The sequence below is a fragment of the Stenotrophomonas sp. 01N47 genome (assembly GCF_056399165.1).
Window position 1 is genome coordinate 1 of the sequence record NZ_JBFTQU010000012.1, and the last position, 11,906, is coordinate 11,906.

Annotated in this window: 12 protein-coding genes and 1 rRNA gene; 6 read left to right on the forward strand and 7 right to left on the reverse strand. The window is 66.9% G+C overall.

The window, feature by feature from the left end:
• The first annotated feature begins 24 nt into the window (after positions 1–24).
• Positions 25–139: ribosomal RNA gene (rrf, locus tag AC1DKR_RS18930) — 5S ribosomal RNA — on the forward strand.
• A 383-nt stretch (positions 140–522) separates the two neighbouring features.
• On the opposite strand, the gene AC1DKR_RS18935 is transcribed toward rrf, so the two are convergent.
• From AC1DKR_RS18935 to hemH, 4 genes are all read right to left on the reverse strand, one after another.
• Positions 523–2,619, reverse strand: a complete 2,097-nt coding sequence (locus AC1DKR_RS18935; protein ID WP_478034455.1) for a methyl-accepting chemotaxis protein — start codon at positions 2,617–2,619, stop codon at positions 523–525.
• A 14-nt stretch (positions 2,620–2,633) separates the two neighbouring features.
• Complete coding sequence (locus AC1DKR_RS18940; protein ID WP_478034458.1) at positions 2,634–2,783, reverse strand: hypothetical protein; 150 nt, start codon at positions 2,781–2,783, stop codon at positions 2,634–2,636.
• Between the two features lie 127 nt (positions 2,784–2,910).
• Entirely contained in the window at positions 2,911–3,768 is an 858-nt protein-coding gene (locus AC1DKR_RS18945; RefSeq protein WP_312786663.1) for an alpha/beta fold hydrolase, read from the reverse strand.
• Entirely contained in the window at positions 3,765–4,727 is a 963-nt protein-coding gene (gene hemH, locus AC1DKR_RS18950; RefSeq protein ID WP_363734076.1) for a ferrochelatase, read from the reverse strand. Before hemH ends, AC1DKR_RS18945 begins: the two co-directional genes overlap by 4 nt.
• Positions 4,728–4,893: 166 nt before the next feature.
• On the opposite strand from hemH, the gene AC1DKR_RS18955 reads away from it, so the two are divergent.
• From AC1DKR_RS18955 to tatC, 4 genes are all read left to right on the forward strand, one after another.
• Positions 4,894–5,784, forward strand: coding sequence for a lipid-binding SYLF domain-containing protein (locus AC1DKR_RS18955; protein ID WP_025878761.1), 891 nt, complete (start codon positions 4,894–4,896; stop codon positions 5,782–5,784).
• Positions 5,785–5,858: 74 nt separating this feature from the next.
• A complete protein-coding gene (gene tatA, locus AC1DKR_RS18960) occupies positions 5,859–6,086 on the forward strand; it encodes a Sec-independent protein translocase subunit TatA (protein WP_025878762.1) in 228 nt (75 codons plus the stop codon).
• Positions 6,087–6,101: 15 nt separating this feature from the next.
• On the forward strand, positions 6,102–6,575 hold the full coding sequence (gene tatB, locus AC1DKR_RS18965) for a Sec-independent protein translocase protein TatB (RefSeq protein WP_312112645.1): 474 nt from the start codon (positions 6,102–6,104) through the stop codon (positions 6,573–6,575).
• Positions 6,572–7,321: a twin-arginine translocase subunit TatC gene (tatC, locus tag AC1DKR_RS18970; protein ID WP_099819942.1), complete on the forward strand. Its 750-nt coding sequence runs from the start codon at positions 6,572–6,574 to the stop codon at positions 7,319–7,321. The genes tatB and tatC overlap by 4 nt, the downstream gene beginning before the upstream one ends.
• A 46-nt stretch (positions 7,322–7,367) precedes the next feature.
• On the opposite strand, the gene AC1DKR_RS18975 is transcribed toward tatC, so the two are convergent.
• The 3 genes from AC1DKR_RS18975 to AC1DKR_RS18985 are packed head-to-tail and all read right to left on the reverse strand — an operon-like array spanning position 7,368 to position 10,884.
• Positions 7,368–8,279: a BPSS1780 family membrane protein gene (locus AC1DKR_RS18975; protein WP_478034462.1), complete on the reverse strand. Its 912-nt coding sequence runs from the start codon at positions 8,277–8,279 to the stop codon at positions 7,368–7,370.
• A 51-nt stretch (positions 8,280–8,330) separates the two neighbouring features.
• Positions 8,331–9,077, reverse strand: coding sequence for a glutamine amidotransferase (locus AC1DKR_RS18980; protein ID WP_025878766.1), 747 nt, complete (start codon positions 9,075–9,077; stop codon positions 8,331–8,333).
• A complete protein-coding gene (locus AC1DKR_RS18985; RefSeq protein ID WP_312111473.1) occupies positions 9,049–10,884 on the reverse strand; it encodes a GspE/PulE family protein in 1,836 nt (611 codons plus the stop codon). Before AC1DKR_RS18985 ends, AC1DKR_RS18980 begins: the two co-directional genes overlap by 29 nt.
• Positions 10,885–10,967: 83 nt before the next feature.
• Here AC1DKR_RS18985 and glyQ point away from each other — a divergent pair, with 83 nt between their 5' ends.
• Positions 10,968–11,879, forward strand: a complete 912-nt coding sequence (gene glyQ, locus AC1DKR_RS18990; RefSeq protein ID WP_025878768.1) for a glycine--tRNA ligase subunit alpha — start codon at positions 10,968–10,970, stop codon at positions 11,877–11,879.
• Positions 11,880–11,906 lie beyond the last annotated feature (27 nt).

Here is an 11,906-nt window from a genome sequence, read left to right on the forward strand (position 1 = left end):
TCCAGGCGACACTCCAAACGCCTCCCTGGTGAAATTAGCGCTATGGAACCACCCGATCCCATCCCGAACTCGGAAGTGAAACGTAGCTGCGCCGATGGTAGTGTGGCCTAAGCCATGCGAGAGTAGGTCATCGCCAGGGTTTATACCCCAAAAACCCCGCTGCTCATGCAGCGGGGTTTTTCTTTGTGCGCGAGAAACCAAGGGGAGTGCCGGCCGCTGGCCGGCAAGCATGTGCAGCCGCGTGATGTTCATGAGGTTGCCGGCCAGCGGCCGGCACTACCGGGACTCAGCACCCACGCGTAGATGCGGCGCCCAGGGAGTGCCGCATTCTGTGGAGCACAGAGCTGGCGGATATGCTTCGCCGCAGTAGCAGGTGCCCCGACCCTCATCATCGTGTCGCATGCAGCCTCGAACGGACTGCCTTTGTACCCGTTGAGTCAAACAACCCCGCCGGGAACCACGCCCAACAAAAAGGCGGCGCCCTGCGGGCGCCGCCTTTCTTCAAGGGAGCAGGCCTGCGGATCAGTCGATCAACGCGGCCTCGCGCTGCCGGAACACCGATACCGCCTGGTTCAGTGCACCTGCCTGCGATTGCAGTTCACGTGCCGCCGCAGTGGCTTCTTCCACCAGAGCCGCGTTCTGCTGCGTGGCCTGGTCCATCTGCACCACCGTCTGGTTGATCTGCTCGATACCGGAGGACTGCTCCTGTGACGCCGCTGAGATCTCGCGCATCAGGTGGCTTACGTTCTCCACGCCGCCGACGATGCCCTGCATGCGCTGTCCGGCATCGGCCACCAACTGGGTGCCCTCGCCGACCTGACGTCCTGCCTCGTCGATGAGGACCTTGATCTCCTGGGCCGCCGCCGCCGATCGCTGTGCGAGCACACGGACCTCGCTGGCGACGACCGCGAACCCGCGTCCCTGTTCGCCGGCGCGTGCCGCTTCAACCGCTGCGTTGAGCGCGAGGATGTTGGTCTGGAAGGCAATGCCGTCGATCACACCGGTAATGTCGCCGATCCGCTTCGACGCGCCTTCGATGGCCTGCATGGTGTCGACCACCCGCTGCATGGCGTGGTTGCCATCACTTGCTGCGCACTGGGTAGAGGCGGCCAGTTCGCTGGCCTGGCGCGCATGCGCTGCGTTCTGGCGCACGGTGGCGGTCAGCTCCTCCATCGAGGCGGCCGTTTCCTGCAGATGAGCGGCCTGTCGCTCGCTGCGCTCGGACAGCGCGCCGTTGCCGGCGGCGATTTCGCTGGCGGCCGTGCTGATGGTGGTGGCGCAGTGCTGGATGTGGCCGACCATGCGCGCCAGCTGGCCAGCGGTGGCGTTGGCATCGCGCTGGATGGCGGCGAACGCGCCGTGGTACTCGCCCTGCATGCGACGGTCGAGATCGCCGTTGGCCATCGCCGAAAGCATCTGCCGCACTTCGTCGACCGTGCTGCCCAGTGTGTCCAGCAGCTGGTTGATGCCCCCGGTCAGGCCGTCGAGGAAGCTGGCGCCTTCGCTCGCCTGCAGGCGCTGTTCCAGATCACCCTGCGCGGCGGCATCGACAATCCCGGCGACGGCATTCTCCAGCGTCAGTTCGTGGGTACGGTCATGCCATTCCACCGCAAAGCCCAGGCGCGCGCCCTGTGCGTCGAACACTGGGGTGACGACTTGGGCGAAGTGCACCGGCCCGATCCGCACCTTGCCGTTGTGCGTCGCCTGCAGCCCGTTGAGGATGCCGCGGATGCGGTCAGGGTTGGCATGGAAGCGATGGATGCTGCTGCCGACCAGCCGCTCGGCGTCGAAATCCGGGAAGGCCTGGCGCAGCGTGGCCTGCTGGTTGCGCAGCAGTGCCACCACCGAGCGATTGACGTAGCGGATGACGTGATCGTTGTCGGCAATCATCATCGCCGTGCGTGAGGCATCCAGTGCCTGGCGGATCTGCGCGTTCTCGGCGTTCGCCTCGGCCTCGCGGCCGCGCTGCGCCTGTACATGGCGTGCGGTATCGGCCAACGCGTGGGCCAGTGAACCGGGTGCGTAGTTGCGTGCGTCGGTGTGTGCGCCGAGGTCGGCGCCCGTGGCGATGTCACGTGCCAATGCGGCCAGGCGGTGCGGTCCGTGACCCAGCGCTTCACTCTGTTGGCGCAGGCGCGCGGCGGTCTGGCCCAGCACCAGCGTCAGCACCGCCAGGGCCATGGCATTCAACAGCGGCGGCAGGACGGCCGCCCCATCAAGCAACGGCGCCAGCAACGCACCGACACCCACCGCGCCGGCCAGCCACAGCGGCATGCGGTCACGCTGGATGAGCAGCACGCCCAGCAGCAGCGCGATGGGCAATGCGGCATTCAATCCGCTGATATGGCAGAGCAGGCTCAACTGCAGTGAAAGCACTACGGCCAGCCCGTTGCGCGCGAGCGCATGGCCGGCCTGGCGCCAGCCCAGCCAGGCGGCTGGCAGCACCGCGGTGGCAACGGCGCTCGCAGCGGGCACCGACGTGCCGCGCACGGCAAGCACAAGGCCGATCGCTGCGAATACCACGCTGCCCAGCAGCAGGCGACGATCGCCTCGCTGGGCCAGCTGTTGCAGATAAGGGACACGGCCCTGGTCGGGCGGGCGGGAGGACGCAATGGACATCGGCAACTCCTGGATCAACGGACGGCAGCGGCCATGCGACGCGCTGCGCGGATGAGCGCAACGACGGCACGGTCGGGGAATTCGGGGAATGCGGCGCAGGCAGCGACGCGGAGGACGGACACCGTGACCACATCCTGTGGATGACGGTGCAGCAGACGGGACATGCGGTCTTCCTTGCAGAACCAGGAACGAGCCGCAGGCACAAAGGGCCTGCGTGCTGTGGACGCAGGGGCCCACTACCGTTCTATCGGCCGCACTGGCGCAGAGTGAAGTGCGCGCGGCCGACGATGGTCAGCGTGCGTTGGCGTTTTCGCTCAGGAACGCATCGATGACGGCGGCAATACGCGCCGGGTGTTCCATGTGCAGGTGATGGTTGCCGGGAAATACCGCCAGGCGGCCATCACGCAGATGCTGCAGGCGCTCGCTGCGCATCGGCTCGGGATAGTACGACTGTGCAGGCGTGGCATAGATCACCTGGGTAGGACAGGTGATGGCCTGCAGCAGGTTGTCGATCTGGCCTTCGCTGAGGCGGATCGCGGTGGGCAGCATCAGGCGCGGATCGCTGCACCAGCGATAGCCGCCTTCGACCGGCTCGACACCGCGTTCGACCAGCAGGCGTGCGCAGCCTTCGCTGAGCTGGTTGGTCATCATCCGCGCCCGGATCGGTGCGGCCAGATCGGGGAACACGCGCAGCTGCTTGCGCGCGAGTGCACGGGTGGCATCGACGTATTCGCGCAGGCGGTTGGCGGTGTCTTCTTCCGGTCCGCGCAGGCCGCCGAGTGCCTCGATGGCGACCAGCCGTTCGATGCGATCACTGACCGCTGCGGTGAGGCTGGCGATGCCGGCACCCATTGAATGGCCCATCAGGGTGAACCGGTCCCAGCCCAGCGCGTCGGCGACATCGAGTACGTGGGTGATCGCCGCCGGCGTGGTGTACACCGCACCGGTAGGCAGATGCGCGCTGTGGCCGTGTCCGGGCAGGTCGATCGCCACCAGGTCCAGTTGCGGCAGATGCGGCGCCAGCGGTACGAAGCTGGCCGCATTGTCGAGCCAACCGTGCAGGGCCAGCACGCGCGGTCCGTCGCCCGCACGGCGCAGGCCGGCGACGCGGACGCCTGCGACCTGCAGTTCAAACGGCTGCAGGGTCATGCCAGCGAGGCCACGGCCAGCCGAGCCAATGCGCGTGCGTGTTCCGGTTCGGCGTTGAGGCAGGGGATGTAGCGCATCTGTGCGCCGCGCTCAGCCAGTGTTTCGGTGAAGCCCATGGCGACTTCTTCCAGTGTTTCCAGGCAGTCGGTGGCAAAGCCGGGGCAGACCACGTCGATCTGTTTTACCCCAGCCTCGGCCAGTTCCCACAGGCTGGGTTCGGCGTAGGGCTGCAGCCAGCGTTCGCGGCCGAAGCGCGACTGGTAACCCATCTGCCAGTCGTCCGCGCCCAGGCCGAGCGCCGCGGCGATCGCGCGTGCACTGGCCTCGCAGCGCTGCGGATAGGGATCGCCGGCATCGGCAAGGCGCTGCGGAATGCCATGGAAGGAGAACATCAGCTTCTGGCCGCGACCCTGCTGCTGCCAGTAGCGCTGGATCGAGCCGGCAACGGCGGCGACCCAGTCCGGATCGATCGAATAGTCCTGCACCAGGCTGACGGTGACCTGCGGGTTCCTGCGCTGCCAGGCATCCACACGATCCTCGACCGAGGCCGTGGTGGTGGTCGAATACTGCGGATACAGTGGCAATACCACGATGCGGCGCACGCCCTCGGTGGCCAGCCGATCCAGTTCGGTGGTGAGCGCGGGTTCGCCGTAGCGCATCGCGTGGCGTACGCGCAGCGTCGGCAGCAATGCCTGCATCGCCTGCGCCAACTGGCGGGTGTGGACCATCAGCGGCGAGCCTTCCGGCAGCCACACCTGGGCGTACTTGGCGGCTGAACGGCTGCTGCGCAGCGGCAGTATCAGACCGCGCAGCAAGGGCTGCCACAGCAGTGCCGGCAGCGAGACCACGCGCCGGTCGGACAGGAATTCGGCCAGATAACGGCGAACGGCGGGAGCCGTCGGCGTCTCGGGCGTGCCTAGGTTGACCGCCAGTACGGCGGTATCGGGTGCGTCGAGCATGGGCGGTATTGTCGCCGATTCCATCGTCACGTCGGCATGCAGGGTTCGGATGGATGTCATCGATGAGGCCAATATGAGCACGCAACGCTCATTGGGGATTCATCACAACACTACTAATTTCAGTCACTTGCTATATCTTCCTATGGACTGACTTCTGGAGCCTGCCATGCGTCGCCCGATCCAAGCCCTGCTGATCGCCGCCAGCCTGCTGTCCAGCCAGGCCATGGCCGGACCGCAGGAAGACCAGCGCGCCCGCAACGCGGTGCGTGTGCTGGCTGAAATCCAGGGAATCCCTGAACAGGGCATTCCGGACAAATTGCTCGACGAAGGCCGCGCGGTCATCGTCATTCCCGACACGATCAAGGCTGGTCTGGTGATCGGCGGCCGTCGTGGCCACGGCTTGATGTCGGTGCGCATGCCCAATGGTGCATGGTCGAACCCGGTATTCATCAAGCTCACCGGCGGCAGCATCGGCTTCCAGGCCGGTGTGCAGTCCTCCGACGTTGTGCTGGTGTTCCGCAACGACCGCAGCCTGGACAACCTCGTCAACGGCAAGTTCACCCTCGGCGCCGATGCCGGTGTGGCCGCCGGTCCGGTCGGCCGCAATGCCGCCGCCGCCACCGATGGCCAGCTGAAGGCCGAGATCTGGTCGTGGTCGCGCGCCCGCGGCCTGTTCGCCGGCGTAGCCCTGGATGGTGCGATCCTGCAGATCGACGATGCTGCCAACCTTGACGCCTACGGCAGCAACACCACCCCGCGGATGATCTTCGAGGGCCGCGCGGCTGGCTCGCCTTCAATGGATGTGGTCGCTTTCCGTGATCGCCTGGAAGAGGCCACCTACGCGGCGCGCAACAACCGCAATGGCGGCAATGACGCACCGCGTCCGGCGGCCGCTGCAGCGCCTGCCCCGCAGCCTGTTCAGGCAGCGCCAGCGGCGCCTGCTGAAGCGACCACGGCGCCGCTGCAGGCCGTTCCGCAGACCCCGCCGCCGGCCCAGCAGGGTTTCCAGCCGGTCAACGACGGTGAAATCCGCACTGAAACACTGGGCAACAACTGACTTTCGTCACGCGCGCCGGCTAACAGCCGGTGCGCTATGCTCGGCAATCTGATCACTAACGTAACGAGCGACTTATGGGCAGTTTCAGCATCTGGCATTGGTTGGTCGTGCTCGCCATCGTCCTGCTGGTGTTCGGCACCAAGCGCCTGACCAGTGGTGCCAAGGACCTCGGCTCGGCGGTCAAGGAATTCAAGAAGGGCATGCACGACGACGACAAGCCGAACGCACAGTTGGGCGATGAGTCGCGCAGCCAGGACGCCTCGCGCACCGCGCAGGACGAGCACGACCGCAAGCCGCGTTGATCCGGAGCGGTTGCGGTGTTTGATATCGGCTTCAGCGAACTGCTGGTGATCGCGGTTGTCGCCTTGGTGGTGCTCGGTCCTGAGCGCCTGCCCAAGGCGGCCCGCTTCGCCGGACTGTGGGTACGCCGCGCGCGTAATCAATGGGATTCGGTCAAGCAGGAACTGGAACGCGAACTGCAGGCCGAAGACATCAAGCGGCAGATGCAGGACGTGCGCCAGGGCATGCAGGACACCGAGAACCAGCTGCGTGCCAGCGGCGAAGCCATGCGCCGCGAAGCCGAACAGATGCAACAGCACAGCGACACGCTGGCGCAGCAGGTGCGTGCACCGGCCCCGGCCGAACAGCCCCCACATCTGGCGGATGCGACCGAGCCAGTGGTGGCGTCGACTGAAGGTGCAGCCATTGCGCCCGCCACCGCTGAAGCTGCGGGCGATGCCGTTGCTGATACCGCGACCGAAACGCCCGCGCGCACGGAGCGCCCGTCATGAGCGAACACGACTTCGGCGAAAGTTCGCTGGTGGAACACCTGGTTGAACTGCGCGCGCGCCTGGTGCGTGCGCTGCTGGGGCTGGGCGTTGTGCTGCTGGGCCTGCTGCCGTTTACCCAGAAGCTTTACAACGCACTGGCCGAGCCGTTGATCTCGCAGTTGCCCAATGGGCAGACGATGATCGCCACCAACCCGGCCGGCGCCTTCTTCGCGCCGTTGAAGCTGACGTTCTTCGTGGCCCTGTTCGTGGCCGTGCCATGGCTGCTGTACCAGCTGTGGGCCTTCGTCGCGCCGGGCCTGTATGCACGCGAGAAGCGCCTGGCGATGCCGTTGCTGGTCTCCTCGGTGCTGCTGTTCTACACCGGCTGCGCCTTTGCCTATTTCCTGGTGCTGCCGGCGGTCTTCCACTTCCTCACCACCTTCAGCCCGGAAGTGATCGCGATCACGCCGGATGCGAATGCCTACCTGGACTTCGTGCTGGCGATCTTCTTCGCCTTCGGCGGCAGCTTCGAGCTGCCGGTGGCGATGGTGATCCTGGTGCTGCTGGGCTGGATCACGCCGCAGCAGTTCAAGGAAGGACGCGGCTACGCGATCGTCGGCATCTTCGTGCTCGCTGCGATCCTGACTCCGCCGGACGTGGTGTCGCAGCTGATGCTGGCGATCCCAATGTGCCTGCTGTACGAGCTGGGCATCCACGCCGCGCGCTGGCTGGTGCCGTCTTCGGTGGTCAAGAAGCCCGCTGCCTGATTCCTGGTAGCGCCGGGCWTGGCCCGGCGCTACCGTTGAGCCCCGCTCAGGCGTGGAAGACGTCGTTGGCAGGCGGCGACTGCGGCACCGGCGGTGCGCTGCGGCTGCCGCGATGCACGAACATCTGCTTCCAGGCCGAATAGACCGCGCCGACATACAGCGGCATCAGCACCGTGGTGAACACCAGCTGCGCGATGAAGGCCGCCGCCAGCGGGCCGCCCAGCAGCATGCCGAGCTGGACCACGATCACGAACAGCACATAGACGCAGAACGCAGCGATCAGGCCGAGCACGGTGAACACGGCGGTGGCGCCGATGTTCTCGATGCAGCCCTGCAGGCTCAGGCGCAGCGCGTGCATGCCGCTCTGGCGGTCGAACACCACCAGTGCCGGCTGGGTGAACATCGCCAGGGTCAGCGCCACGGCGGTGCAGAACACCAGCAGCATCCACAGCGCGATGCGCTGCGCGGGCAGGTTGGCGACCAGTTCGGCGGCGGTTTCCGGGCTGATCTGCTGCCCGCTGCGGCCGAGTTCCTGCATCTTGGTCATGGTGTCGCTGAAGGCGGTGAAGCCCTCGCGGCCGATCATCAGGTACAGCAGCGCGCCCAGCAGCAGCACGGCCAGCACCTGGATCGCCAGCGGCACCAGCAGGTGGCTGACACGACGGTCGCGGATCGGCTGCAGCAGATGGGTGGCCAGGCCGGGACGGCCCTGGTCGATCTCACCCATGGCGTACAGCATGCCGCCGAACATCACCGGTGAAATCACCAGCGTCATCATCTGCAGGGCCAGGCCGGCGGTGCCGGGCAGCATCGTCCCCAGCAGGGTGACCACCCAGTTCACCAGCAGCCAGGTCAGGCCGATCCGGGCCAGCTGCAGCGGCGCACGCCGATACAGCGAGAACGTATCCAGCAACCACTGGGCGCCCGCCGAGGCTGGCAGCTTGCGAATCTCTTTCATGGACATCCGGGGAGGGACAGGAGGGGCCGGGCGGTGTGCCCGTGCCGCCGATTATCCCTGTTTTGCCACCGGCTGGGCTGAAGACAGCCGGGCCTGGCGGACAAAGCGCCGCAACAGCTGGCGCGCCAGCGGCGCGGCGCTGACCGCGCGCTCGATGCTGCGCGCGCAACCGCCATGACGGCCGATGCAGTCGGCGCGTGCGCGCACATAGCCACGCATGTGGTGGGTGGCAAATTCCGGATGGAACTGCACGCCCCAGGCCTGGCGGCCCCAGCGGAAGGCATGGCAGCCATCCAGCGGCGAGCGCGCCAGCACGGCGGCACCCTCGGGTACGCGCAGCACGGTCTGCAGATGGGTGGCGTGGGCCGCGAAGTGGCTCGGCAGGCCCTGGAACAACGGGTCCTGCGCGGCCTGCGGGTCCAGTGCCAGTTCAATCGTTCCCGATTCGCGCCCCGCGGGGTTGTAGGCCACTTCGCCGCCCAGCGCGTGGGCCAGCAGCTGGTGGCCGTAGCAGATGCCGAACACCGGCACGTCGTCGTGCGCGGTCTGCCGCAGCCAGGCGGCACTGCGTTCGCTCCATTCGGCGTGGTCGGTGACGAAGGCGGCCGAGCCGGTTACCAGCACGCCAGCGAACTGGCGCGGGTCGGGCAGGTCGGCGCCGTGCTCGACGTCGACCACGACGGTCTCGTGTTCTTCCAGGCCGGCGGCTACCCGGATCCAGTGCGGAAAGCGCCCGTAGCGGCGCAACGACGGCACGGGGCGGCCGGTTTCAAGGATCAGGAAGGGCGCTGGATTCATCCGGGGGAGGCAGTACAGACAGGACTTCCTCGATTGTAGTCAGCCCCTGTGCCACCTTTTCAAGCCCGGCCTGGCGCAGGGTTCGCACTCCTTCAGCACGCGCGGCACGGTTGAAACCGGCCAGATCCATGTCCGCACGGATCAGCCCGCGCAGGCGCGAGCCCAATGGCAGCAGCTCATACAGGCCGATGCGGCCGAGGAATCCGGTGCGTCGGCACTCCAGGCAACCGACCGGCCGACAGGGCGTGGCGGCATCTGGATATGCAGCTTCGCTATCAGCCAGTACCGCCCAATCGGCCCGGCCGAGGGTGTGCGGCTGCTTGCAGTGCGGGCACAGGGTGCGCACCAGGCGCTGGGCGAGGATGCCGTTGACGGTGGATGACAGCAGGTAATGCGGTACGCCCAGGTCGAGCAGGCGGGTGATGGCCGAGGGCGCGTCGTTGGTGTGCAGGGTGGACAGCACCAGGTGGCCGGTCAGCGAGGCCTGCACCGCCATCTGCGCGGTTTCCAGGTCGCGGATCTCGCCGATCATGATGATGTCCGGGTCCTGCCGCAGCAGGGTGCGCACACCGCTGGCGAAATCCAGGTCGATGTTGGTCTGCACCTGCATCTGGTTGAATTCCGGCGCGATCATCTCGATCGGGTCTTCCACCGTGCATACGTTGACGTCCGGCGTGGCCAGCCGCTTCAGGGTGGAATACAGGGTGGTGGTCTTGCCCGAACCTGTCGGGCCGGTGACCAGCACGATGCCGTGCGGGCGCTCGACCAGGGCGGTCCAGCCGGCCGCTTCCTGCGGGCTGAAGCCGAGCTGGTCGATGCTCTTGAAGGCCGCTTCCGGGTCGAAGATGCGCATCACGCATTTCTCGCCGAAGGCGGTCGGCATGGTCGACAGGCGCATTTCCACTTCACGGCCGCCGGGCGAGCGGGTCTTGATGCGACCATCCTGCGGGCGCCGGCGCTCGGCCAGGTCCATGCGTCCGAGCACCTTGATACGGCTGACCACGGCGGTCATCACCGCCGGTGGCACTTCGAACACCTTGTGCAGCACGCCGTCGATGCGGAAGCGCATGCGGCCCATTTCGCGGCGGGGCTCCAGGTGGATGTCCGAGGCGCGCTGCTCGTAGGCGTACTGCAGCAGCCAGTCGACGATGTGCACGATGTGCTGGTCGTCGGCATTGACGTCGCCGGTGCGGCCCAGTTCGACCAGCTGCTCGAAGCTGGGCAGGGTGGTGCTGGTCTCGCCACGTACGTCGCCACGGGCACCGCGCACCGAGCGGGTGACGCCGAAGAACTCCATGGTGTAGCGGTGCAGGTCCAGCGGATTGACCACCGCCAGTTCGATGCGCAGGCGGGTCAGGTGCTGCAGGTCGCGCAGCCATTCCTGTGCCAGCGGCTCGCTGGTGGCCACCAGCACGCGTTCGCCATCCACCGCCAGCGGCAGGAAGCGATGGCGGCGCGCGTAGGCGTGCGAGGCCACGGCGGTGACCGAGGCGACGTCGACCCGGGTCGGATCGATGCGCAGGTAGCGGCTGCCGGTACGCTGGGCCAGCCACTCGGTGAGGCGTTCCAGATTGAGGTCGCCGCCGTCGCTGGCGGCCAGCTTGAGGTTGGACAGCAGCACCAGTGGATGCACTTCACTGGCATTGCGGGCGCCCTGTGCGGAAAAGCGGATGCGCTCGCGCTCGTGCGCAGCCACCACGCCATCGGCCAGCAGGGCCGCCGCAACCTGTTCGAACTGCAGGCGACCGGGCGGCAACGGTGCCGCGCCAGGCTCGCCGGGCGTGCCCGTGGGCAGCCGATGTTCCATCCACCTGCTCCTTCCGGGTACGGAATGCCCCGCAGGTCGGCCGTTATACTAGCGCACCCCTTTGCCGGCCAAGACTCGTCCGCATGTCCGCGACCCCGACCGTTCCGATCACCTTCCAGGGCCTGATCCAGACCCTGAACCAGTTCTGGGCCCAGCAGGGCTGCGTGCTCATCCAGCCGCTCGACCTGGAGGTGGGCGCCGGTACCTTCCACCCGGCCACCTTCCTGCGTGCGATCGGTCCGGAAACCTGGAACGCGGCCTACGTGCAGCCGTCGCGGCGCCCGACCGATGGCCGCTACGGCGAGAACCCGAACCGCCTGCAGCGCTACTACCAGTACCAGGTGGCGATGAAGCCGGCACCGGACAACATCCAGCAGCTGTACCTGGATTCGCTGAAGGCGGTGGGCATCGATCCGCTGGTGCACGACCTGCGTTTTGTCGAGGACAACTGGGAATCGCCGACCCTGGGCGCCTGGGGCCTGGGCTGGGAAGTCTGGCTCAACGGCATGGAGGTGACCCAGTTCACCTACTTCCAGCAGGCCGGTGGCCTGGAGTGCCGGCCGGTGCTGGGCGAGATCACCTACGGTCTCGAGCGCCTGTGCATGTACCTGCAGAACTGCGACAACGTCTACGACCTGGTCTGGACCTACGGCCCGGATGGGCAGCCGGTGACCTACGGCGACGTCTACCACCAGAACGAGGTGGAGCAGAGCACCTACAACTTCGAATACGCCGACGTGGAAGAAATGTTCCACCGCTTCGATGCCTGCGAGCGCGAAGCGCAGAAGCTGGTGGAAGTGAACCTGCCGCTGCCGGCATACGAACAGGTGATGAAGGCCAGCCATACCTTCAACCTGCTCGATGCGCGCCGTGCGATCAGCGTGACCGAACGCCAGCGCTACATCCTGCGCGTGCGCGCGCTGGCCCAGGCGGTGGCCAAGGCCTACTACGAGCAGCGCGAGAAGCTGGGCTTCCCGGGCGCGAAGAAGGCCTGACGGCCCGTTCTCCCATCACGCGTTTCA

What these genes read in the sequence shown, in the direction of transcription:
- AC1DKR_RS18935 (WP_478034455.1), bottom strand. Translation starts at nt 2,619, where the DNA reads ATGTCCATTGCGTCCTCCCGCCCGCCCGACCAGGGCCGTGTCCCTTAT.
- AC1DKR_RS18940 (WP_478034458.1), bottom strand. Translation starts at nt 2,783, where the DNA reads ATGTCCCGTCTGCTGCACCGTCATCCACAGGATGTGGTCACGGTGTCC.
- AC1DKR_RS18945 (WP_312786663.1), bottom strand. Translation starts at nt 3,768, where the DNA reads ATGACCCTGCAGCCGTTTGAACTGCAGGTCGCAGGCGTCCGCGTCGCC.
- hemH (WP_363734076.1), bottom strand. Translation starts at nt 4,727, where the DNA reads ATGCTCGACGCACCCGATACCGCCGTACTGGCGGTCAACCTAGGCACG.
- AC1DKR_RS18955 (WP_025878761.1), top strand. Translation starts at nt 4,894, where the DNA reads ATGCGTCGCCCGATCCAAGCCCTGCTGATCGCCGCCAGCCTGCTGTCC.
- tatA (WP_025878762.1), top strand. Translation starts at nt 5,859, where the DNA reads ATGGGCAGTTTCAGCATCTGGCATTGGTTGGTCGTGCTCGCCATCGTC.
- tatC (WP_099819942.1), top strand. Translation starts at nt 6,572, where the DNA reads ATGAGCGAACACGACTTCGGCGAAAGTTCGCTGGTGGAACACCTGGTT.
- AC1DKR_RS18975 (WP_478034462.1), bottom strand. Translation starts at nt 8,279, where the DNA reads ATGAAAGAGATTCGCAAGCTGCCAGCCTCGGCGGGCGCCCAGTGGTTG.
- AC1DKR_RS18980 (WP_025878766.1), bottom strand. Translation starts at nt 9,077, where the DNA reads ATGAATCCAGCGCCCTTCCTGATCCTTGAAACCGGCCGCCCCGTGCCG.
- AC1DKR_RS18985 (WP_312111473.1), bottom strand. Translation starts at nt 10,884, where the DNA reads ATGGAACATCGGCTGCCCACGGGCACGCCCGGCGAGCCTGGCGCGGCA.
- glyQ (WP_025878768.1), top strand. Translation starts at nt 10,968, where the DNA reads ATGTCCGCGACCCCGACCGTTCCGATCACCTTCCAGGGCCTGATCCAG.